A 21888-nucleotide genomic window follows, 5' to 3' on the forward strand; every position below is an offset into this window, starting at 1 on the left:
GACATCCGGACCTGGATCGCCGCCTGGAACCAGAACCCACGGCCGTTCATCTGGACCAAGACCGCTGAAGAGATCCTCGAATCACTCGCCCGATTTTGTAGCCGAATTTCTGGCGCAGGACACTAGCGATGCGAAATCGCGGTTTTCAAGCCCATGATCACAGCGATTTCGTAGCGCTAGCAGATCAACATCTCGACAAGGACGCCCGGACGAGGCGGGACCCGGCAGAGTGGACGCCACGGACGCGGGAGCCGGCCCGGCAGGGCTGCTGGACACGCGGGCCGGCACGGCGTGGGTGAGGGATGCGGCGCGGGTGACGAGCGCGGCGCGGGTGACGAGCGCGGCGCGGGTGACGAGCGCGGCGCGGGTGACGAGCGCGGCGCGGGTGACGAGCGCGGCGCGGGTGACGTGGCGCGGCGCGGGTGAGGGATGCGGCGCGGCGCGGGTGACCAGCGCGGCGCGGGTGACCAGCGCGGAGGACCACGGTGCGGCGAGGAGGGTGCGGGTGGTAGCGGCGTCGGCGAGTACCGGGGTGTGACGGAGCCGGGTGGGGCACGGAGTTTGCTGCCGGGGACGCACCGGCTCAGCGTGAAGGGATCCGGGTCGGTGGCGCGGGACTTCGCCGAGCCGTACCCGGAAGGGGTGATCAGGCGGCGGCGCGGACCAGTTCGGACAGCTCGGGCCAGAGGCCGGCGCCCGCGCCGACGGTGAGTTCGGTGCTGAAGTCCGGGCCGCGGCCGCCGAGGATTACCCCGGCCTCGCGGGCGATCAGGGCGCCGGCGGCGATGTCCCACAGCTTCGTGTCGAGCGCGACGCCGCCGTCGAGCCGTCCGGCCGCCTGGTAGACGAGGTTCAGGGCGGCCGGGATGCGGCGGATGTCGCCGACGCGCGGCAGCAGGTCACGGACGACCCGGCCGGCGCGGTCCTTGGTGCGCGGGTTGGGCTGGAAACTTACCCCGACCAGCGCCTCGGCCAGCGGCGGACCGGCCGGCGCGGACATCGGCCGGCCGTTGAGGAAGGCGCCGCCGCCGTCGACGGCGGTGAACGTCTCTTCCGCGGCGGGGTCGTGCACGACGGCCATCCGGGCCTGGTCGCCGTGGTAGAGCGCGATGCAGACCGACCACGGCCCGGTACGGCTGACGTAGTTGCGCGTGCCGTCCAGCGGATCGATCACCCAGGACCAGCCGCTGCTGCCGGGCCGGCCGTTCCCCTCTTCCGCCTGGATCTCGTCGTCGGGCCAGGCCGCGGTGACGCCGTCCACGATGAGGCGTTCACTGGCGATGTCGACGTCGGAGACGACGTCGTTGGCGTGGGCCTTGGGCGCGCCCATCGTCAGCGTGTCACGTCGCTCGAGTTGCAGGCGGCCGGCTCGGATCGCCAGGCCGGCGGCAAGGTCACGGGCGGTGAGCAGGTCACGGGCGGCGGCAGGCAGGTCACGGGTCACCGCCGTCACGTTAGCGGACCCGGCGACCGGACCCGGCACGGCGCGGCGCGGCGCGGCACGACACGACACGGGCCGCCGGCGGTCACCGGCGGCCCGTGCTCGAGCAGAAAGATCAGGCCAGCTCGACCAAAAGGCCGAAGGCCAAGGTCAGAAGGCGAGGTCAGAAGGCCGAGGTCAGAAGGCGAGGTCAGAAGGCCGAGGTCAGAAGGCCGAGGTCAGAAGGCCGAGGTCAGAAGGCCGAGGTCAGAAGGCTAAGGTCAGAAGGTCAGGCCGGCAGCGCCCACTTCTGGTTGGCACCGCCGTGGCAGTCCCAGATGTGGATCTGCTGGCCGTCGGCGGAACTGTTCTGACTGACGTCCAGGCAGCGCCCGGACTGCGGGTTGCGGATGCTGCCGTTCGCCTGCGGCGCCCAGTTCTGTGCGCCGCTGCCGTTGCACGTCCACAGCTGCGCCTTTGTGCCGTTGGCGGTGCCGCCGCCGGCCACGTCCAGGCACTTGCCCTGTGCGCGCAGCGTGCTGCCCTGCCGGGTCCATTTCTGGGCGGCGCTGCCGTTGCACGTCCAGAGCTGGATCTTCGTGCCGTCGGCGGTGGCGCCGCCGGAGACGTCCAGGCACTTGCCGGCCAGTCCGGTGATCGGCCCCGAGGTCACGGGTGACGGGCCGCCCAGCTCCTTGATCCGGATGTTGCGGAACGAGGCGTCGTCGCCGTCGCCGTGGTTCTGGATGCCGATGTGGCCGGCGAGCGAGCGGACCGGGTCGGTGTTCGTGAAGTCGTTGATCTGCACGCCGTTGAGGTAGACCCGGAGCCGTTCGCCCTCGACGAGCAGTTCGTAGGTGTTCCACGCGCCGGGCGGGTTGAGGGCGGCGTCCCGGGCGGCCAGGTCCGCGGACTTGAACGTGTAGACGGCACCGGTGGTGCGGTCGGCCGCGTCGGTGGCGTCGATCTGCACCTCGTAGCCGTTGTTCACCGCCGACCACGGGTCGCTCGACGGGGGGAACCCGAGGAAGACGCCGGTGTTGTCGTCGCCGGCGAGCCGCCAGTCCAGTTTCAGGGAGTAGTTGGTGAACTGTTTCGCGCTGTACCAGTAGAGGCCCATCCCACCGGTCGAGGTGAGGGTGGCGTCGGCGTTGGTGAACGCGCCCGGCCCGGCCTGCGACCAGCCGGTGGTGGAGCCGTTGTAGAGCGGCGTGTACCCGGTTTCCGGCCGGCAGTCGGCCTTGGCCTGACCGGCCGCGTACCGGATGCCGCCGAGCAGGTGGGTCCGGAAGGCGCTCTCGGTGTACGAGGACGCGGTGTGCCCGCCTCCGGTGTAGAAGGAGCGGCCGCCCTGGAACGGCTTGCACCAGGCGTGCGGGTGGTCGGCGCCCATGACGCCGCCGGAGTACGACGACTCGTCGAGGGTGGCCAGCACGTGGGCGGTGGAGCGGGCGTTGGTGCGGTAGTCGTACCACTCGTCGGTGCGGTTCCAGGTCTGCGGCAGGTGCGCGGTGGCGGCGTGCGCCCGGTCCTCGACCTTCACGTTCGCGGGCTGGATCGCCGGGTGCGAGGCGAAGTACGCGCCGACGAGTTCGCCGTAGAACGGCCAGTCGTACTCGGTGTCGGCGGCGGCGTGCACCCCGACGAAGCCGCCGCCCGCACGGACCCAGTTCTCGAACGCGGTCTGCTGCGCGGCGTTGAGCACGTCACCCGTGGTGTTCAGGAAGATCGCGGCCTCGTAGCCGGCCAGGTTCGCGGCGGTGAACACGGCCGGATCCTCGGTGGCGGTCACGCTGAAGCCGTTGGCGGCGCCCAGCTCCCGGACGGCCTGGGTGCCGGCGGCGATGGAGTCGTGCCGGAAGCCCGCCGTGCGGGAGAAGACCAGGACGTCGTACGGGGTGTCGGCCTGCGCCGCGGCAGGCACGCCGAGCATCGACGCCACCACGGCTAGGAGAAGCAAAACTCGTCTCATGAGAGCACCCACTTCTGGTTGGCTCCGGCGTGACAGTCCCAGATGTGGATCTGCTGGCCGTCGGCGGAGCTGTTCTGGCTGACGTCGAGACAGCGGCCGGACTGCGGGTTGCGGATGGTTCCGTCGGCCTGCGGCGCCCAGTTCTGCGCCGTGGAGCCGTTGCACGTGTAGAGCTGCGCCTTCGTGCCGTTGGCGGTGGCGCCGCCGGCCACGTCGAGGCACTTGCCCACGGCCCGGAAGGTCTGGCCGGTGGGGCTCCAGTTCTGCGCGGTGGTGCCGTTGCAGGTGTAGAGCTGGATCTTGGTGCCGTCCGCGGTGGCACCGCCGGCGACGTCCAGGCACTTGCCGGCGAGGCCCTTGATCGGGCCGGCGGCCGCGGTGGTGAAGGTGAACGCGTCCAGGTCGTAGAGCGCCCCGGTGCCACCGGCGAACGTCAGGTAGAGCGTGGTGGTGCCGGCGGGTGCGCCGGTCACCGCGCCGCTGACGTCGGTGAACGTGTCCCAGGCGCCGGTCACCGGGACGGCGGCCGAGCCGAGCACGGTCCCGGTCGGCGAGCCGGCCCGGACCTGCAGCGTCCCACCGGCCCCGGCCGACGAGACCCGGGCGGTGAAGGAGCTGACGGTGCCCAGCTGGTACGGCTCGAACGCGATCCAGTCGCCGTTGCTGATGTCGCCGACGGTCCGGCCACCCTCGGCCGTGGTCTTGGTGAACGTGCTGATCCCGGACGAGGTCTTGTAGTGCTCGGCCTGCCGGTGCCGGGGCTGCAGGATGTGCTGCTTGTGCGTGGTGAGCCCGCCCGCGTCGGTGTACTCGGCGTCGAAGACCGCGAAGATGTTCGCCGCGTCGTCGTGTTCACCGTCGACCGGGATGGTGATGGAGCCGCTGCAACCGTTCACCGACGTGATCTGGTGGCCGTGGCTGTCGTGGCCGAGCACGTACGTCATCTTGGCCCGGGCGCAGTTGATCGTGCCGTCCTCGGGGTCGGCCGGGGTGAACGAGAACGGGACGGTGTCGCCGTACGAGAAGAGCTGCCCGTTGCCTGGTGTGCCGATGGTGATCGAGGGCGCCGTGTTGCCGACCCCGATCTGCACACTCGCCGTGCCGGTGGCGCCCTGCGGGTCGGTCACGGTGAGTGTCACGTTGTAGGTGCCGTTGGCCGCGTACGTCTTGGTGGGGTTGGCCGCCGTCGAGGTGGTGCCGTCGCCGAAGGCCCAGTTGTAGCTCAGCGCGCCGCCTTCGGGGTCGGACGACCCGGCCGAGGAGAACGCGACGGTCAGCGGCGCCTGCCCGGAGGTCTTGTCGGCGGCCGCGGCGGCGGTGGGTGCCCGGTTGCCGCCACCGACGTGGTCGTAGCGGTAGAGCGCGGAGTTGGCGTCACCGTTGAAGTAGCCGGTGCCGTAGTCGAGGACGTAGAGCGAGCCGTCCGGCCCGAACGCCATGTCCATCACCTGTTTGCCGCCCCACGCGAAGTCGGAGATCGCCCCGACCGCGCCGTCGCCGCCGACGTGGATCGGCTTGATCCAGCCGCGGCCGAGCTCACCGGCGAAGAAGTGCCCGTCGAGCGACTGCGGGAACTTCGTGGCCGACGGGTTCGCGGCGTCGTACCGGTAGACCGGGCCGCCCATCGGCGACTCGGAGCCGCCGCCGAACTCCGGCGGGGTGCCGGCGTCACCGGCGTACCGGATCCAGGCCGCCCGGGCCGGCGGCAGCGTGGTCTGCCCGGTGTTGCGGAACGAGTTGTTGACCGGGCCGCCCGCGCAGTTGTACTTGGGCCCGGTGGTGCCATTGGCGAAGTTCCACTCGTTGTACGTCTCGGTGCTGGTGTTGGTGCCGGTGCAGTACGGCCATCCGTAGTTGCCGGGGCTGGTGATCCGGTTGAACTCGACCTGCCCGCTCGGGCCCCGGTTCGGGTCGGTGGAACCCGCGTCCGGGCCGTAGTCGCCGAGGTAGACCACGCCGGTGGCCTTGTCGACGCTCATCCGGAACGGGTTGCGGAAGCCCATCGCGTAGATCTCCGGCCGGGTGTTCGCGGTGCCGGCCGGGAACAGGTTGCCGCTCGGGATCGCGTACGTCCCGTTGGCGTTGACCTTGATCCGCAGCACCTTGCCGCGCAGGTCGTTGGTGTTGCCGGCGGTGCGCTGCGCGTCGTAGGCGGGGTTGCGGCCGGTCCGCTCGTCCAGTGGGGAGAACCCGGCGGAGTCGAACGGGTTGCTGTCGTCGCCGGTGGACAGGTAGAGGTTGCCGGCCGCGTCGAAGTCGATGTCGCCGCCGACGTGGCAGCAGATCCCCCGGGTGGCCGGGACGTCGAGCACGGTGACCGCGCTGCCGGTGTTCAGCGTCCAGTCGGCGTTGAGGGTGAACCGGGCCAGCCGGTTGACGCCGTTCCAGGCGGAGAAGTCGGTGCCGGTGGCGGGCGCGTCACCGGCCGGGGTGGACAGCGGTGGCGCGTAGTAGAGGTAGATCTGCCGGTTGGTGGCGAAGCCCGGGTCGACCCCGACACCTTGCAGGCCTTCCTCGTCGTGGGTGTAGACCGGCAGGGTGCCGATCACGGTGGTTGTGCCACCGGCGTCGGTGCGCCGCAGCGTGCCGTTGCGGGCGGTGTGCAGCACCGATCGGTCGGGGAGCACCGCGATGGCCATCGGTTCACCGACCTCGGCGACGCCCTTGGCGAGGGTCACCTGCTGGAAGTCGGCCTGGTTGACCGGGTGGGCGAGGGCGGGCGGTGGTGCGGCAAGCGTCAGGGACGCGGCCAGGAGCAACGATCCGAGTACGGCGATTCCACGTTTCAGGGGCATGGCAGGTCCACTTTCCTCGCGATTGCCAGGCCGGGGACCTGCGCCGACACACCGACCTGGCGGGGGGCTGCGGGGCCGAGGGGAAGCCTCGCAGGGTTACGACCGTGTTACACGGCGACATCGACGTTAATGACTTTCGATGGGGCTGTCCACACTTTCGTCGGCTCGTACAGAAGTTGTTTACTTTGTTTCCGAAAGCGCCTAGCGTGGCCCCGCATCGGCAATAATCGATGTCGAGCCCCGCGTCTGGAGCGCTCCATGAAAAGACTGGTGCTGCTGTCCGCCGCCGTCCTCGCCGGCGCCCTTCTCCCCGTCCTTCCCACCTCCCCGGCCACCGCCGCGGTCCCGCCGCAGGAGCCCGGGGTCACCCTGCGCACCTTCGACCTGCAGGCCACGCGCGACCGGCTCTGCACCCTGAAAGCCGGTCAGACACCGAACGTCGACAAGCTGATGCCGGTGATCAACTGGACGGCGACCGCCGACTTCGGCCTCGCGGACCACTTCCAGTCCGAGGTGACCGGCAACCTGAACATCACCACGGCCGGCGCCCACCAGTTCCGGCTGACAAGCGACGACGGGTCCCGGCTGGCGATCGACAACGCGACGGTGATCGACCACGACGGGTTGCACGGCGCCACCGCGAAGGAGGGCGGCGCCACCCTGACCGCCGGCTACCACGCGCTGCGCCTGGACTACTTCGACCAGGGCGGCGGGAAGCAGCTGACGCTCGAGTGGCGGCCGCCCGGCGCCACCGCCTTCACCGTGATCCCGACGAGCGCGCTGAGCACCGACGCCGGCGTGGTCCGGGTGACCGCGCCCGGCCGCAAGGAGTGTGAGAGCGCCGGCGACAGCCCCGGTGACGGTCTCCCGCTGGCGGCCGTGCACCCCGGCTACACGCTCACCAACCTGCGCCCGTCCGGCTTCCAGCCGCAGGTCAGCGCGATGGACTGGTTCCCCGACGGCCGGCTGGCGATCGCCACCTGGGGCGGCAGCGACACGTCCACCGGTGAGGTCTACATCCTCAGCGGCGTCACCGGCAGCACCTCACCGAGCCAGGTCACCCAGCGGCGGATCGCCACCGGGCTGCGCGAGCCGATGGGTTTGAAGATCGTCGACGGCAAGATCTACGTCTCGCAGAAGCACGAGCTGACCGAGCTCAACGACACCACCGGCGACGGGGTCATCGACCAGTACCGCCGGGTCGCCACCTGGCCGTTCGGCGGCAACTTCCACGAGTTCGCGTTCGGCCTGCTCTACCGGGACGGCTTCTTCTACCTGAACCTGTCCGTCTCGATCAACCTGGGCGGCGCCACCACCGAACCGCAGCCGGCGGCGAACCGCGGGACCACCCTGAAAATCAACCGGTCCACCGGCGCGGTCGAGTACCTCGCCGGCGGCCTGCGCACCCCCAACGGGCTCGGCTTCGGGCCCGAGGGCGACATCTTCGTCACCGACAACCAGGGCGGCTGGCTGCCCGCCTCGAAGCTGGTGCAGGTCAAACCGAACCGGTTCTTCGGGCACTACACGAACCCGGACGGCCCGTTCGACTCCCAGCCGGTCACCCAGCCGGTGCTGTGGCTGCCGCAGAACGAGATCGCCAACTCGCCGAGCACCCCGCTGATGCTCGACGCCGGGCCGTACGCCGGTCAGATGGTGTTCGGCGACGTCACCTACGGCGGTGTCCAGCGCGCCTTCCTGGAGAAGGTCGGCGGGCAGTACCAGGGCGCGGTCTTCCGGCTCACCCAGGGCCTGGAGATGGGCGTGCTGCGCCTGAGCCAGGGACCGGACGGCGCGCTCTACGCCGGCGGGCTCGGCGCGGGCGGCAACTGGGGCCAGCCGGGCAAGCTGCAGTACGGGCTGCAGAAGCTCACGCCCAACGGCACGTCCGTCTTCGACATCAAGGCGATGCGGGCGGTCGCCGACGGCTTCGAACTGGAATACACCCAGCCGGTCTCCACCACGACCGCTGCCCAGCTGGCCGCCCGCTACCGGGCCACCCAGTGGCGCTACGTCTCGACACCGGCGTACGGCGGGCCCAAGGTCGACGAGGAGACCCTGCCGGTGACCTCGGCGACGCTCTCCGCCGACCGGCTCAAGGTGACCCTCAAGGTCGCCGGGCTCAAGCCGGGCCGGGTCGTGCACGTCCGCTCACCGCGGCCCTTCACCTCCACCTCCGGCGCGTCGCTGTGGAGCACCGAGGCCTGGTACACGCTGAACAGCCTGGCCGACGGCACGACGCTGCGCAGTGACCGGGTCGAGGCGGAGAACTCCGGGCTCAGCGGCACCGCGGGCGTCGCCACCGACCACACCGGCTACACCGGGACGGGCTTCGTCGCCGGGTACGGCTCGGCGGGCGCGGCGACCACCTTCACCGTCAACGTGCCGTCGGCCGGCTCGTACCCGGTGTCGCTGCGCTTCAGCAACGGCCCCAACCCGTCGGCCGGCGCCAAGACCGTGAGCCTCTACGTCAACGGGACGAAGGTGCGGCAGGTGAGCCTCGCCGACACCGGCAACTGGGACACCTGGGCGAACCAGACCGACACGGTCACCCTGCGGGCCGGCGGCAACACGATCGCGTACCGGGTGGACACCGGCGACGTCGGGCACGTCAACCTGGACAGCCTCACCGTCGGCACCACGACCGCCCCCGGTGGCGGGCCGCGGACCGGCACCATCAGCGGCCTCGCCGGCAAGTGCGTCGACGTGGACAACGCCGGCACCGCGGACAAGACGAAGATCCAGCTCTACACCTGCAACAACTCGTCCGCGCAGAGCTGGACCCGGGTCGGCGACACGCTGCGCGCCCTCGGCAAGTGCCTGGACATCGACAACGCCGGCACCGCCAACGGCACCAAGGTCCAGCTCTACACCTGCAACGGCAGTGCCGCGCAGGTGTGGCAGCAGCAGCCGAACGGCTCGCTGCTCAACCCGCAGTCCGGCAAGGTGCTCGACGTCGCCGGCGGGGCGAGTGCGAACGGCACCCAGATCCAGATCTGGGAATGGTCCGACGTGGCACAGCAACGCTGGACCCACAACGGCACCAGCCGGGTCACCCTCTTCGACGGCGGCGGCCTCGGCGCCTTCCAGACCACCGGCGGCACGGCGGCCACCTGGCCGGTCTCCGGCGGATCGGCCGAGGTGCTCGGCGGCGACATCAGGACCAAGCAGGCGTACGGGGACTTCAAGCTGCACGTGGAGTTCTGGCTGCCGAACCTGCCCGCCGACGTGACCGGTCAGGCCCGCGCCAACAGCGGCATCTACCTGCAGGACCGCTATGAGGTGCAGGTGCTCGACTCGTACGGCAAACCGTCACCGGCCCTGGACGACGCCGCCGCGATCTACCAGAAGCGGGCGCCGTCCACCAACGCCGCCACCGCCCCGGAGACCTGGCAGACCTACGACATCACGTTCCGGGCGGCCCGCTGGAACGGCGCTGCGAAGACCGAGAACGCCCGGGTCACCGTGGTCTGGAACGGTCAGGTGGTGCACAACGACGTCGCCATCGACGGGCCGACCGGCGGCGGCGCCGCGGAGTCACCGGACCTGCTGCCGATCCGCCTGCAGGACCACGGCGACCCCGGCGCCAACGTCCGTTACCGCAACATCTGGATCGAACCGGCCTGACCTGTCGTACCGGCTCTGAACCCGCCGCAAGTCCAGCGGAAACCGGCGAGGCCGGACCCGGTCAGGCGGTGTGGACGCCGAGGCGTTCGAGCAGGTGCCGCCGCAACCGGGCGAACCCCGGATCGTCGGAGTGCCGCGGGCGCGGCAGCGTCACCGCGGTCTCCTCCGCGATCCGCCCGCCCTCCAGGACCAGCGCCCGGTCGGCGAGCAGCAGAGCCTCGTCGACGTCGTGCGTGACGAGCAGGGCCGCGAAGCCGTGCCGCTCCCGCAACCGGCCCAGCAGCTGCTGCATCCGCAGCCGGGTCAGCGCGTCCAGGGCACCGAACGGCTCGTCGAGCAGCAGCAGCGACGGCTCCCGCACCAGGGCCCGCGCGACGGCGACCCGCTGGGCCTGACCGCCGGACAGCTCGGCGGGCCAGGCGTCGCCCCGGTCGCCGAGCCCGACCTCGGTGAGCGCCGCCACCGCACGGGACCGGGCGTCCGGGCCGGCCAGGCCGAGCGCCACGTTGTCGGCGACCCGTTTCCACGGCAGCAGCCGGTGCTCCTGGAAGACCACCCCGAAGTGCTCGGGCACCGAGACGGCTCCGGTGGCGTCCGGGTCGAGGCCGGCGAGAGCGCGCAGCAACGTACTCTTGCCGGAGCCGCTGCCGCCGAGGAGCGCGACCACTTCGCCACGCCCGACCGTCAGGTCGGCGCCGTCGAGCACGACGGTGTCGCCGAAGGCCCGGCTGAGGCCCGCCACCGAGACGATCACGTCGCTTGCAGGCCGCGTCGCCACGTCAGTGTCCTCCGTTCCGCGAACCGGATCAGTACGTCCGAGAGCAGCCCGAGCAGGGCGTAGATGAGCAGGCCGAGCACGACCACGTCGGTCTGCGAGAACTCGCGGGCCTCCATCATCAGGAAGCCGATGCCGGTCTGCGCGTTGACCTGCTCCCCCACGACCAGGCTGAGCCAGCCCGCGCCGATGGCCAGGCGCAGGCCGAGGAAGATCGACGGCAGCGCGCCGGGCAGCACCACGTGCCGCAGCCGCTGCCACTGGTTGAGCCCGCACGTCCGGGCGGCCTCCACGAGCCGCTGGTCGATGTCGCGGATGCCGGCGTAGGTGTTGAAGTACAGCGGGAAGAAACTGCCCAGCGCCACCAGACTGATCTTCAGCTCCTCGCCGATGCCGACCCAGATGATCAGCAGCGGGACCAGGCCGAGGTGCGGCAGCATCCGGGCCATCTGCACGGGCGGGTCGATGGCGTGGTCGCCCAGGCGCAGCAGCGCGGCCACGGCGCCGAGCACCAGCGCGAGGCCGCCGCCGACGGCCAGGCCGATGAGCGCCCGGGTGAGCGAACTGGTCAGGTGCACGGTCAGGTCGCCGTCGGTGGCGAGGCGCCAGCCGGTGCGCACCACCAGGCTGGGAGCCGGCACCTTCTCCTCGGGCAGCACCCCAGTGCGTGAGGCCGTCTCCCACGCGACGAGCAGCACGATCGGGCTGATCAGCCGGTACCAGCGCCGCTGCCCGCGGGCGCGCTTCCGGACCGGCGCCCGGGTCTCCACCAGAGGCGGAGTGGCGGTGGTCGTCACAGGTACGCCTCGTTGAACTGCTCGTGCACCCGCTCCTTGATGTTCACCGGCACCGGGATGAGCTCCAGCTTCGTGAACCCGTCGGCGATGGTCTGCAGCTCGTCGCCGATCTCCGGGGTGATCGGGGCCAGCGGTTTGGCACTGCGGGCCAGCGCCCGGGTGGCGGTGGCCTCGTCGATCTTCAACTCCGGGGCGAGGATCTTCGCGCGTTCGGCCGGGTTGGCGATGCCCCAGTCGGTGGTGGCGCGGTACTTGCCGAGGAAGTCGCTGATCAGCTGTGCCTTGCCGGTGACCGCGTCCGGGGCGGCGAGGATGTACTCGCGGTTGTTGGCCAGCCCGGTGGCGTCCGCGAGGACCTGCACGCCGGGCTGTTCGGCGAGCGCGAAGTACGGGTCCCAGATGATCCACGCGTCCACCTGGTCGCTGTCGAAGGCGGGCCGCCCCTCGGCGGGCTTGAGGTATTTGACGTTGATGTCGGTGATGCTCAGCCCGGCCTGCTCGAGCAGCTTGACGAGCAGCCAGTTGACGTTGGAACCCTTGTTCAGGGCGACCGTCTTGCCCTTGAGGTCGGCGAACGACTGGTACCCCTTGGCCGCCTTGACCAGGACCGCCTCACCTTGCGGCACGGGCTCGCTGGTACCGATGATCCGGAAATCGATCTTGCCGGCGGCCGCGAAGATCGGTGGCGCCTCACCGGTCTGCCCGATGTCGATCGCGCCGGCCTTGAGCGCCTCGGTCAGCGCCGGGCCGCTCTCGAACAGCGACCACTCGGCGTCCGGCGCGTCGCCGCGCACCTTGGACAGGCTCAGCCCGCCGAAGCGCTGATAGCCGATGCGCAGTTTGCCCGGCTCGCCGGCGGAGCTCGCACCGTCGTCCGCGTTCCCGCAACCCGCGAGGAAGGCGGCACCCAGGGTGCCGATCAGAAGACTGCGACGGGTGGTCGGCATGAGGAGAACCTTTCAGCTGTACGGGGAGACACTTCCGAATCCGGAACGGTGAAAGACGAGCGGCCCGCCGGCCTGATCGGCGCTGTGGTCCACGCCGTGCAGGCGCAGCAGCACGATGGCGCGGTCCTGGCTGGTCCTCATCGCACGGCTCGGCCCGCCGTCGCGAACGGCACCCGGGAGGGCCCGCGCCGCCGGGGCCGCTCGTCGGACCACAGCCCGCGCTCGGCGAGGATCGGCAGGACACCCTCACCGAACCAGTACGCGCCCTCCAGGTGCGGGTAGGCGGAGAGCACGAACTCCTCGATGCCCAGCGCGGCGTACTCGGCGATCCGGTCGGCGACCTGCTCGTGGCTGCCGACCAGGGCGGTGCCCGCGCCACCGCGGACCAGGCCGACGCCCGCCCACAGGTTGGGGTAGATCTCCAGCCGGTCGGTCGACCCGCCGTGCAGGGCGAGCATCCGCTTCTGCCCCTCCGACTCGCTCAGGCGCAGGCCCCGCTGGACCGTCTCGACGGTCTCCGGCGAGATCCCGGCGAGCAGCCGGTCGGCCTCCGCCCACGCCTCGGCGGCGGTGTCCCGGGTGATCGTGTGCATCCGGATGCCGAAGTGGATCGGCCGGTTGCCCGGCCCGCGGCCCTGCTCGGCGGCGAGCCGCCGGATCCAGGCGATCTTCTCGGCCACCGCGTCCGGCGGTTCGCCCCAGGTGAGGTAGACATCGGCGTGCTTGGCGGCGACGACACCCGCGGCGGGCGAGGAGCCGCCGAAGTAGACGTCCGGGATCGGGTCCGGGATCTGCCCGAGCTCGGCGGCCTCGACCGACAGGTGCTCGCCGCGGAAGTCGACGGTCTCACCGGCCCAGAGCCTGCGGACGATCTCCAGGAACTCGTCGCACCGCCGGTACCGGGCGTCCTTGTCCAGGTGGTCGCCGTACATCCGCTGCTCGTGGCTCTCCCCGCCGGTGACCACGTTGAGCAGCAGCCGGCCCCCGGACAGGTTCTGGAAGGTGCCGGCCATCTGCGCCGCCAGGAACGGTGAGATCACGCCGGGGCGGAACGCCACCAGGAACTTCAGGCGGTCGGTGGTCTGGCTCAGCATCGCGGTGCTCAGCCACGCGTCCTCGCACCAGGCGCCGGTCGGGGTGAGCGCGGCGGCGAAGCCGTTGTCCTCGGCGGCGCGGGCCACCTGGGTGAGGTAGGCGACGTCGGCGGGGCGGCCGGAGCCGCCGGGTGCCAGACCGTGACCGCCGCCGACGACATGCCGGCCGTCGCCGCCGTTGGTCGGCAGGAACCAGTGGAACTGCAGGGACATCTCGGCCCTTTCGGCTCGCGATACTTCGCAATGCCTATAGGTTCGCTAGATTTTACAGACAAAGCAAGACCCGGGTGTACGGGCATGCCGAACTCCCCCTCGGCCCCGCCGAACGCGCCGGCCGCTCGCGTGGCCCGCCACGCCGCGGCGGGTGCTACTCCGGGGGCGCCGTCCGCTGTTCCGCGCGCGCCAGCCGCTCGATCGTCCGCTCGAAGTCCAGGATCGCCGCCGGCACCCGCTCGTAGCGGCGCCGCAGCATCAGCATCAGCACCGGCGGCACCTCCTCCGCCAGCGGCCGGGCGGTGATCACCCCGGCCACTTCGAGGGGGTCGCCCCGGATGCTGTAGTCCGGCAGGATCGTCGGCCCGGTGCCGCTGGCCACCAGCGTCTTGCCCATCTCGGCGCCGTCGGTCGCGAACGTCTCCGGCGGCGGCGCGTCCCCGAACAGCCGCTGCGCCAGCCGGTGCATCAGATAGCCCGGCCGCATCGCCACGAACGGCCGGCTCCGCAGATCCGCCACGCCGACCCGGTCCTGTGCGGCGAGCGGGTCGTCGGCACGGCAGCAGACCGCCGGGACGCCGTGCAGCAGCACCGTGCGGTGCAGGGCGGCCGGGATGTCGTCACCGGGGAACGCGTTGATCAGCCCGACGTCGAGCCGCCCCTCCAGCAGGCTCTCCTGGATCTGCGCCTGGAGCATCGTCGCCACGTCGACGGTGGTGCTCGGATGCCCGGCACCGAACTCGCGCACCGCCGGGATGAGCAGCGACGACGTGCCGGCGTTGACGGTGCCGACCCGGATCGTGCGACCGGTCGCGGCGTGATGGCGCGCCGCCGCCTTGAGCTGCGCCACCCCGGCGAGGATCTCCGCGACCACCGGCAGCAGGTCCCGGCCCTCCCGGCTCACCCGCGCCCCGGACCGATGCCGCTCCAGCAGGGGTACGCCCAGCTCCCGTTCCAGGGAGCTGATGGCCTCGCTGAGCGCCGACTGCGACACGTGCAACCGCTCACCGGCCCGGCGCAGCGACCCGTGCTGGATCACCGCCATCAGGTACGCCAGCTGCTCGAATCGCATGCCGCGGATCTCACCTCCCGGCCGCGAGACTACGCGGCCGGGTGCCGGGCCTTAGTGTTCGTCCCATGGATCTCCAGGCGGCACCGCTGCGCTACCGGTCGGCGGCCGGGCGATGGGTGCTGCTGGCCACCGTGCTCGGCTCCAGCCTCGCGTTCATCGACGCGACGGTCGTCAACATCGCCCTGCCGGCGATCGGCCGGGACCTGGGCTCGGACGCCGCCGGGCTGCAGTGGACGATCAACGGGTACGCGCTCAGCCTGGCCTCGCTGATCCTGCTCGGCGGCTCGCTCGGCGACCGGTTCGGCCGGCGCCGCGTCTTCCTGGTCGGTGTCACCTGGTTCGCGGTCGCGTCCCTGCTCTGCGGCCTCGCACCGACCGTCGAGCTGCTGGTCGCCGCCCGGGTCCTGCAGGGCGTCGGCGGCGCGCTGCTCACCCCTGGCGCACTCGCCATCCTGGAGGCGTCGTTCGCACCCGAGGATCGGGCGAAGGCGATCGGCGCGTGGTCCGGGCTGGGCGGCATCGGCGGCGCGCTGGGCCCGTTCCTCGGCGGCTGGCTGGTGGAGATCGGCAGCTGGCGGTACATCTTCCTGATCAACGTGCCGGTGGCGGCGCTGGTCCTGTGGGTGGCCGCCCGGCACGTGCCGGAGTCCCGCAACCCGTCCGCCGCGCGCTCCTTCGACGTGCTGGGGCTGGTCACCGGGGCGGCCGGGCTGGGCGGGCTGACCTACGGCTTCACCGCCTGGCCGGCGAACGGGCCGGGTGACCCGGTGGTGCTGCTCTCGCTGGCGGTCGGCGTGGCCGGCATGGTCGCCTTCGTGGTGGCCGAGCGCCGGTCCGCGTACCCCATGCTGCCCTTGGAGATCTTCCGGTCGAAGGCGTTCAGCGGCGCGAACCTGGTCACCTTCCTGGTGTACGCCGCGAACGGTGGCGTCTTCTTCCTGGTGGTGGTCAACCTGCAGGTGGTCGCCGGGTTCTCGCCGCTGGTCAGTGGCCTCGCGATGCTCCCGGTCACGGCCCTGATGCTGCTGCTGTCCGCGCGGGCCGGTGCGCTCGGGCAGCGGATCGGCCCCCGCATCCCGATGACGGCCGGCCCGTTCGTCTGCGCGGCGGCGCTGGCCTGGCTGGCGATGGTCGACGCGGACGCGTCCTACTGGGCCGACGTCCTGCCACCGGTGATCGTCTTCGGTCTGGGCCTGTCCCTGCTGGTGGCGCCGCTGACCGCGACCGCCCTGGGTGCGCTCGACGACGCCTACGCCGGGATCGCCTCGGGCGTGAACAACGCGGTGGCCCGGGCCGCGGGCCTGCTGTCCGTGGCGGTCCTCCCGCTGGCGGCGGGCCTGGGCGCCGGAAGCCTCACCGACCCGGTCACCCTGGCACCGGTCTACCGCAACACGATGCTGATCTGCGCCGGCCTGATGGCGGCCGGTGGCGTCCTTGCCTGGTTCCTGGTGCCGGACCGGTTGACCGCGCACACCCCGGTGCAGAGCTTCTGCGACCCGTGCGGTCCCCCGATCCAGCCCGCCGGCCGGCAGCAGGCGTGACGGCGGCCGTCCCGACCCGCGCCCGGCCGTCGACCGGCAGGCACGACCCGGGGCGGCCGCCGTGCTGTCAGGGCAGGACCCAGCGCTGGTTGGCGCCGGCGAAACAGTCCCAGAGGTGCAGCCTGGTCCCGTTGGCCGAGCTGTTGTTCGACGCGTCCAGGCACCGCCCGCTGACCGGGTTGCGCAGGGTGCCGTCGGACTGCGCCTGCCACTGCTGCGCCCCGGTGCCGTTGCAGTCGTAGATCTGCACCAGCGACCCGTTGGCGGTACCGGCGGCGGCCACGTCCAGGCACTTGCCGAGCGCCCGGATCGTCCGGTCGGTGCCGACCGTCCAGTTCTGCGCGCTCGTCCCGTTGCAGTCGTAGAGCTGCACGGCCGTACCGTTGGCGCTGCTCGCCGAGGCCACGTCCACGCACTTGCCGGCGATACCGGTGATCCGCCCGGTGCGGCCGGCCGGCGGGTTGCCGCCGCCACCCGTCGCGGTCTCGTAGATCGCGCTGACCAGCGAGTTGGCACCGGTGGCGTCCTGCGACAGCTCCCAGTTCATGATGCCGCCGGCGTTGGCCATCGCCCACTGCGTCTTGCGCCGGACCGTCGGCTGGCCGTTGTAGCACTCGCCGGACGGGGTGCAGTCCCGGTTCGCGTTGGCCGGGTCCTGCGCGACGAGCTGCGCGTACGTCAGATAGCCGGGCCGGCTGTAGAACGGCACGCCGAGCACCGTCTTGGCCTTGGGCAGGCCACGGTTCTTCCAGAAGTTCGCCGCGTTGATCGACCAGTCGTAGTTGGCGTGCGGCGATCCACCGTCGTACGCCATGATGTTGAGCCAGTCGACGTGGCCGAACACCGCCGGCTGCACCCCCTCGGCGGTGCCGCCCTCACTGACCACGGCCGCGGTCAGCAGCTTGCCCTCGGTGCGCAGGGCGGTGCTGAGCTGACCCATCAGCGCGGTGTAGTTGGTGGCCGACGCGCCCGGGTCCGGGTACTCCCAGTCCATGTCGACGCCGTCCAGGCCGTACTGCCGCACCACGCTCATCACCGAGTTGACGAACGTGGTGCGGGTGCCGGCCGCGGCCGCCAGCGACTCGAAGGCGGAGTCGTTGCCGTCGTTCCAGCCACCGATGGCGATCGACACCTTGACGTTGCTCTGGTGGCCCAGCGTGACGAGTTGCTGAAGCTTGGCGGTGTTCTCGATCGGCTGCAGGGTGCCGTTGGCGTTGGGCAGGGCGAAGGAGTAGTTGATGTGGGTGAGCTTGCTGTACTGGACGCTCGTGACGCTCCCGGCCCAGGATGGCATGTAGCCGACGCTCTTGAAACCGTTCGGCAGCACCGCCGCCTGGGCGGCACCGGGCGCGGCGAGAGCGACGGCGGTGCCGGTCGCGGCCACCGCCAGCGCTGTCGCGATACGCAGAATCTTCATGGGGGATGGGACCCTTCGCCTTGGGGATGACTGCGGGTCGCCAAAGATTAAGAGTGTTAACAGATGAGGGTCAATGCAACCTGGAGGTTCCGCAACAAAATGACGTGTTTCACGGGCGGCTCAACCGCGTGCCCGGCCGCCGGCCGGGCACGCCGCACCAGCACGCCCGCAGGACCGGACGTACTGACTCGAGCTGTCATGTGAATTCTTGATCACTTCCTGTGCGATCCCGTTGCCGTCGGCTACCGGCGACCGGAGGATGTCCATCGCGGCAGGGGTCGCGCAGGAAAGTCTGGGGGAATCGTGGCGGTAGGACTGCACGAAAGATCGACGGGTGAGGTGCCGGAGCTCCCGCGCCGGGAGCCGTACCGGACCTGGCCCGGCGGGCTGATCGTGCTGGCGGTCATCGTCGGGTACGTCAGCCTCTGGGTCGGCCTGGACGACACGATCGAGCCGGACCTGCAGCCGATCCCCGCGGGCTCGGTGCAGCAGGTCGGGCCGGCGGTGAGCTTCGTGCCGGTGGCCGGCTGGTACCTCGACGCGACCGACTCGTCGCAGAGCGACTCGACGTCCTCGGTTCTGCTGGTCGGCAAGACCGGGCAGTTCAACGTTCAGGTGCTGCCCTGGGAGGGCACGCTGGCCGAGGAGGTCAAGCGGCAGAAAGACACCGACGAGGCGTTCGGCGAGGCCCGTGTGATCGACAACGACGCCACCTTCACGACCGCGGGCGGCTTGAGCGGCACCACGTTCAGCTTCTTCAACCAGGAGGACCAGGGCCGGGTCTGGGTCTCGGTCGACGAGACCGCGGACCGGGCGATCGTCATGGTCGGGCGCAGCCCGGACTCGGCGTTCGACCAGGGTCTGCCCGAATACCAAGCCATGATCGACAGCATCCGGACGGAACAGTCATGACAACACTCGACACACCTGGGGCCACCGTGCGCGGTCCCGTCGGGGTGGACAGCTTCTTCCAGCCCCGGCGGTTCGCGTTCTGGCTGCTGATCATGCTGCTGGCCAACGGCCTGTTCTCGGTGGCCACCGAGCTCTACCAGGGTTCGCAGGTGGTACCCGTGACGGTGCTGCTCGGCCTCTTCGTCTGGACGCTGTACACGGCGATCCCGCTGTGGTTCTTCCATCACGAACTGGACCTGTTCGCGCAGCACCCGCCGCTGGGGTTCGTGCTGGCCTTCGCCTACGGCAGCCTCGGCGCGATTTACCTGGCCGGTCCGGTGAACACCGCTTTCCTCTCGGTGCTGTCCAAGACGGTGAGCCCGGAGTTCTCCGAGGAGTGGGGCGCGGCGATCGTCGGGCCGACGACCGAGGAAACGTTGAAGATCCTCGGCGTGATCCTGCTCGTGCTGATCGCCCGGACCCAGTTCCGCAGCCTGCTGGCAGCGGCGAGCATCGGCGCGCTCGTGGGACTGGGCTTTCAGGTGTCCGAGGACCTGAGCTACACCCTCAGCAACGGAATGTCCTACTCCAGTGCCAACGAGGTCATCCCGGTCATCCAGATGGTGCTCGTGCGCGGCATCCTGTCCGGGCTGTGGAGCCACGCGCTGTTCACCTCGATCGCCGCGATCGGCATCGGGTACTTCATGTCCCGCCGGACCAAGCCGTTCGGTGTCCGGCTCGCGGTGGCCGCAGGTTTCTTCCTGATCGCCTGGACGTTCCACTTCCTCTGGAACTCTCCGCTGCTGGAGCCCGACGGCCTTATTGGGATCTTCCTGCGCGGGCTGCCGCTGTTCATCCTCGGCGCCCTACTGTGGTGGCTTACCGGCCGCGACGAGGCGACCAGCCTCATCGCCGTCGCGGACGCCTACGTCGGCGATGACCTGATCACCCCGGAGGAACGGCACGCGCTGGGCTCGCTGCGCAGCCGCCGGAAGCTGCGCCGCCAGGCCCGTAAGCAGCACGGCCGTAAGGCCGGCCGGCTCTACCACGAGTTGCAGCGCAAGCAACTGCACCTGGTCATGCAGTACGGCCAGACCGGCCCGAGCCCGAAGGCTGACCAGGACGCCCTTGAGGTCCGCATCCTGCGCGACCGCTACGAGACCGCCGCGGCCAAGACCCCCGGCAAAGCCCCTGCCGCGTCAGCCCGCTGACCGATCCGTGCGAAGCCCCGGTCGCCGCCTTCGGGTGAGAGCCGGGGCTTCGGCGCGTCCACCGACCTCGCCGTGGTCTGCGCAGGACCGATCGTCACGGCCCGGACCACGCCCTATCCTGAGACCTCGACAGGGAGGCGACCATGGCCATGCCGCGAAAGGGCAGCCGCCTCATCACGGTCGACACCGTGACGTACCGATGGCTGGTGAGGCGCAGACCGACCTTGTCGCAAGCCTGCGGATGGCGGCCACTGACCTTCGCCGTCGAAGCGGACGATCTGCCCGGTGCGCCGTTCAAGGGGGCGGATTACCTTGATCCTGCCGGTTCCGGGTCGCGCGGCGTTCCGTCGATCAACCCGTCCATCCGCTGCAACCCCGAGTCACCGGCGTCGGCCAGGTAGTCGTCCGGCCGCGTCGCATCCCGGCCGCCCGGCACCCCGGCCGCCCGCAGCAGCACCGTCGCCAGCACCACCACGAGCAGGTTCACCACCAGGGCGACCACACCGACGTACACCGTGACACCGTCACCCAGCGGCCATGACGATCCGCCGAAGTGGCCGGTGCCGTCCGCACCCGGGATGTCGTAGAGCATCAGCAGCCCGACACCCAGGCCGGTGACCAGCCCGGCGATCAGCGCGGACCGGTGAAACCAGCCGGTGAGCAGGCCCAGGAAGACCGCCGGGATCGTCTGCAGGATCACCACGCCGCCGATCAGCTGCAGATCGACGGAGTAGGCCGGGTCCACGGCCAGGATCAGGGCCGCCGCGCCGAACTTGACGATCAGCGACACCCACCGGCCCACCCGGGCCTCCGTCGCCGGGGACGCGTCCGGCCGCAGATACGGGCGGAACAGGCTGCGGGTGAACGCGTTCGCGGCGGCGATCGACATCACCGCCGCCGGGATCAGGGCGGCGACACTGAGAGCGGCGTACGCGACACCGGCCGACCAGCTGGGGAAGAACTCGTGGATCAGGCGCGGGACCACGGTGTTCAGGTCGCCGTCCACCGGCGTCACACCCCGGGACAGGGCGAAGAAGCCGAGCAACGCCATCACCGCCAGGGCGAGACAGTAGACCGGCAGGGCCGCGGCGTTGCGTCGTACCGTTGCCCGGTCCTTCGCCGCCAGCATCCCGACCAGCGCATGCGGATAGGCGAAGATCGCGAGCGCGGAGCCGATCACCAGCGTCAGGAAACCCAGGTGGCCGGTCTCCGGCAGCAGCAGCCCGTCAGCCGGCGACGGCGTGGCCGCGAAATGGTCGGCGGAGACCCGGAACACCCGGTCCCAGCCGCCGAACATGGCCACCACCAGCAGCGCGGTCAGCAGCATCCACGCCATCAGGACGTCCTTGACCACGGAGAGCAGAGCCGGCGCCCGCAACCCGGAACGGAACGTGCAGACGGACACCACGGTGACCGCCGCGAGCAACGGCCACTCACCCCCGAACCCGACCGTACGCAGCACCGCTTGCAGGGCCAGGAGCTGCACGGCCACGTACGGCATGGTGGCGAGGATGCCCGCGATCGCGACCGCCGCACCCAGCCCCGGCGACCCGAACCTCGCGGCGGCGAACTCGCTGTGGGTGAGGAAGCCGTGCCGGCGCGCCACCGACCAGGCGCGCACGGTGAAGAAGAACGTCAGCGGCGTCGTGACGATCGCGAACGGCACCGCGAAAAAGCCGATCGCGCCGATGCCGTAGGTGAGTGCGGGCACGGCGATGAACGTGTACGCGCTGTACATGCTCCCGCCCAGCAGGAACCAGATCGCCCAGTTGCCGAACGCGCGTCCGCCGACACCCCACTCCTCGAGGGTGTGCGGGTCCTCCGGGGCACGCCAGCGGGCCGCGCCGAACCCCACCACGATGACGACGGCCATCAGTACGAGGAAGACGCCGACCTCGATCTCGCGGTCAGTCATCGCCGCGCTCCCGGGTCGCGACGTGCACCGCGGAGATGACGACGATGGCGAGCAGGGCGCAGGCGAACTGGTACCAGAAGAAGAACGGCACACCGGCCAGGGTCGGTTCGATCCGGTTGGCGAGCGGGGTCAGCAGGGGGGCCGCCACCGGCAGGACCAGCAGCCACTGCCAGTGACGGGAGCGTGGGGCGGGTGTTGGCATGC

At 70.9% G+C, this 21888-nt stretch carries 17 protein-coding genes; 5 read left to right on the plus strand and 12 right to left on the minus strand.

Going from position 1 to position 21888, the window contains the following annotated elements; genetic code table 11:
* Nucleotides 1-229: 229 nt before the first annotated feature.
* Nucleotides 230-538 carry a hypothetical protein gene (locus tag LPA41_RS03180; protein WP_229068137.1) on the plus strand — a complete coding sequence of 103 codons (309 nt, stop codon included), beginning with the start codon at nt 230-232 and terminating at the stop codon, nt 536-538.
* A 108-nt stretch (nt 539-646) separates the two neighbouring features.
* Here the strand turns inward: LPA41_RS03180 and LPA41_RS03185 are convergent, their stop codons facing one another.
* The 3 genes from LPA41_RS03185 to LPA41_RS03195 all read right to left on the minus strand — a co-directional run bounded on the left by LPA41_RS03185 (nt 647) and on the right by LPA41_RS03195 (nt 6187).
* On the minus strand, nt 647-1444 hold the full coding sequence (locus tag LPA41_RS03185; RefSeq protein WP_229068140.1) for an inositol monophosphatase family protein: 798 nt from the start codon (nt 1442-1444) through the stop codon (nt 647-649).
* A 265-nt stretch (nt 1445-1709) separates the two neighbouring features.
* Nucleotides 1710-3392 (minus strand): ThuA domain-containing protein, encoded by a 1683-nt coding sequence (locus LPA41_RS03190; protein ID WP_229068141.1) that lies wholly within the window; start codon nt 3390-3392, stop codon nt 1710-1712.
* Nucleotides 3389-6187, minus strand: coding sequence for a PQQ-dependent sugar dehydrogenase (locus LPA41_RS03195; protein ID WP_229068143.1), 2799 nt, complete (start codon nt 6185-6187; stop codon nt 3389-3391). The genes LPA41_RS03190 and LPA41_RS03195 overlap by 4 nt, the downstream gene beginning before the upstream one ends.
* 258 nt (nt 6188-6445) lie before the next feature.
* Between LPA41_RS03195 and LPA41_RS03200 the strand changes: the two genes are divergently transcribed.
* Nucleotides 6446-9811, plus strand: coding sequence for a family 16 glycoside hydrolase (locus LPA41_RS03200; RefSeq protein WP_229068145.1), 3366 nt, complete (start codon nt 6446-6448; stop codon nt 9809-9811).
* A 61-nt stretch (nt 9812-9872) separates the two neighbouring features.
* On the opposite strand, the gene LPA41_RS03205 is transcribed toward LPA41_RS03200, so the two are convergent.
* The 6 genes from LPA41_RS03205 to LPA41_RS03225 form a co-directional block, all read right to left on the minus strand.
* Entirely contained in the window at nt 9873-10589 is a 717-nt protein-coding gene (locus tag LPA41_RS03205; RefSeq protein WP_229068146.1) for an ABC transporter ATP-binding protein, read from the minus strand.
* Complete coding sequence (locus LPA41_RS03210) at nt 10562-11383, minus strand: ABC transporter permease (protein ID WP_229068148.1); 822 nt, start codon at nt 11381-11383, stop codon at nt 10562-10564. Before LPA41_RS03210 ends, LPA41_RS03205 begins: the two co-directional genes overlap by 28 nt.
* On the minus strand, nt 11380-12330 hold the full coding sequence (locus LPA41_RS03215; RefSeq protein WP_229068149.1) for an aliphatic sulfonate ABC transporter substrate-binding protein: 951 nt from the start codon (nt 12328-12330) through the stop codon (nt 11380-11382). The genes LPA41_RS03210 and LPA41_RS03215 overlap by 4 nt, the downstream gene beginning before the upstream one ends.
* A gap of 12 nt (nt 12331-12342) precedes the next feature.
* Nucleotides 12343-12471 (minus strand): hypothetical protein, encoded by a 129-nt coding sequence (locus LPA41_RS41670; RefSeq protein ID WP_255689183.1) that lies wholly within the window; start codon nt 12469-12471, stop codon nt 12343-12345.
* Nucleotides 12468-13637, minus strand: coding sequence for an LLM class flavin-dependent oxidoreductase (locus LPA41_RS03220; protein ID WP_229068150.1), 1170 nt, complete (start codon nt 13635-13637; stop codon nt 12468-12470). The genes LPA41_RS41670 and LPA41_RS03220 overlap by 4 nt, the downstream gene beginning before the upstream one ends.
* A 154-nt stretch (nt 13638-13791) precedes the next feature.
* Complete coding sequence (locus tag LPA41_RS03225) at nt 13792-14709, minus strand: LysR family transcriptional regulator (protein ID WP_229068152.1); 918 nt, start codon at nt 14707-14709, stop codon at nt 13792-13794.
* Nucleotides 14710-14774: 65 nt separating this feature from the next.
* Between LPA41_RS03225 and LPA41_RS03230 the strand changes: the two genes are divergently transcribed.
* Nucleotides 14775-16250, plus strand: coding sequence for a DHA2 family efflux MFS transporter permease subunit (locus LPA41_RS03230; RefSeq protein ID WP_229068153.1), 1476 nt, complete (start codon nt 14775-14777; stop codon nt 16248-16250).
* Between the two features lie 67 nt (nt 16251-16317).
* Here LPA41_RS03230 and LPA41_RS03235 read toward each other — a convergent pair whose 3' ends face one another.
* The gene (locus LPA41_RS03235) at nt 16318-17667 is read right to left on the minus strand and encodes a glycosyl hydrolase family 18 protein (RefSeq protein ID WP_229068155.1); all 1350 of its coding nucleotides are present in this window, start codon (nt 17665-17667) and stop codon (nt 16318-16320) included.
* 339 nt (nt 17668-18006) lie between these two features.
* Here LPA41_RS03235 and LPA41_RS03240 point away from each other — a divergent pair, with 339 nt between their 5' ends.
* Entirely contained in the window at nt 18007-18579 is a 573-nt protein-coding gene (locus LPA41_RS03240) for a hypothetical protein (protein ID WP_229068156.1), read from the plus strand.
* A complete protein-coding gene (locus tag LPA41_RS03245) occupies nt 18576-19769 on the plus strand; it encodes a PrsW family intramembrane metalloprotease (RefSeq protein ID WP_229068158.1) in 1194 nt (397 codons plus the stop codon). Before LPA41_RS03240 ends, LPA41_RS03245 begins: the two co-directional genes overlap by 4 nt.
* Before the next feature lie 307 nt (nt 19770-20076).
* Here the strand turns inward: LPA41_RS03245 and LPA41_RS03250 are convergent, their stop codons facing one another.
* A complete protein-coding gene (locus tag LPA41_RS03250) occupies nt 20077-21684 on the minus strand; it encodes a sodium:solute symporter (protein WP_229068160.1) in 1608 nt (535 codons plus the stop codon).
* A complete protein-coding gene (locus LPA41_RS03255) occupies nt 21677-21886 on the minus strand; it encodes a DUF3311 domain-containing protein (RefSeq protein WP_229068161.1) in 210 nt (69 codons plus the stop codon). The genes LPA41_RS03250 and LPA41_RS03255 overlap by 8 nt, the downstream gene beginning before the upstream one ends.
* Between the last annotated feature and the right edge of the window lie 2 nt (nt 21887-21888).

Source organism: Actinoplanes sp. DH11 (assembly GCF_020873875.1).
Lineage (GTDB): Bacteria > Actinomycetota > Actinomycetes > Mycobacteriales > Micromonosporaceae > Actinoplanes.

What these genes read in the sequence shown, in the direction of transcription:
- LPA41_RS03190 (WP_229068141.1), bottom strand. Translation starts at nt 3,392, where the DNA reads ATGAGACGAGTTTTGCTTCTCCTAGCCGTGGTGGCGTCGATGCTCGGC.
- LPA41_RS03195 (WP_229068143.1), bottom strand. Translation starts at nt 6,187, where the DNA reads ATGCCCCTGAAACGTGGAATCGCCGTACTCGGATCGTTGCTCCTGGCC.
- LPA41_RS03200 (WP_229068145.1), top strand. Translation starts at nt 6,446, where the DNA reads ATGAAAAGACTGGTGCTGCTGTCCGCCGCCGTCCTCGCCGGCGCCCTT.
- LPA41_RS03215 (WP_229068149.1), bottom strand. Translation starts at nt 12,330, where the DNA reads ATGCCGACCACCCGTCGCAGTCTTCTGATCGGCACCCTGGGTGCCGCC.
- LPA41_RS41670 (WP_255689183.1), bottom strand. Translation starts at nt 12,471, where the DNA reads ATGAGGACCAGCCAGGACCGCGCCATCGTGCTGCTGCGCCTGCACGGC.
- LPA41_RS03220 (WP_229068150.1), bottom strand. Translation starts at nt 13,637, where the DNA reads ATGTCCCTGCAGTTCCACTGGTTCCTGCCGACCAACGGCGGCGACGGC.
- LPA41_RS03225 (WP_229068152.1), bottom strand. Translation starts at nt 14,709, where the DNA reads ATGCGATTCGAGCAGCTGGCGTACCTGATGGCGGTGATCCAGCACGGG.
- LPA41_RS03230 (WP_229068153.1), top strand. Translation starts at nt 14,775, where the DNA reads ATGGATCTCCAGGCGGCACCGCTGCGCTACCGGTCGGCGGCCGGGCGA.
- LPA41_RS03235 (WP_229068155.1), bottom strand. Translation starts at nt 17,667, where the DNA reads ATGAAGATTCTGCGTATCGCGACAGCGCTGGCGGTGGCCGCGACCGGC.
- LPA41_RS03245 (WP_229068158.1), top strand. Translation starts at nt 18,576, where the DNA reads ATGACAACACTCGACACACCTGGGGCCACCGTGCGCGGTCCCGTCGGG.
- LPA41_RS03250 (WP_229068160.1), bottom strand. Translation starts at nt 21,684, where the DNA reads ATGACTGACCGCGAGATCGAGGTCGGCGTCTTCCTCGTACTGATGGCC.
- LPA41_RS03255 (WP_229068161.1), bottom strand. Translation starts at nt 21,886, where the DNA reads ATGCCAACACCCGCCCCACGCTCCCGTCACTGGCAGTGGCTGCTGGTC.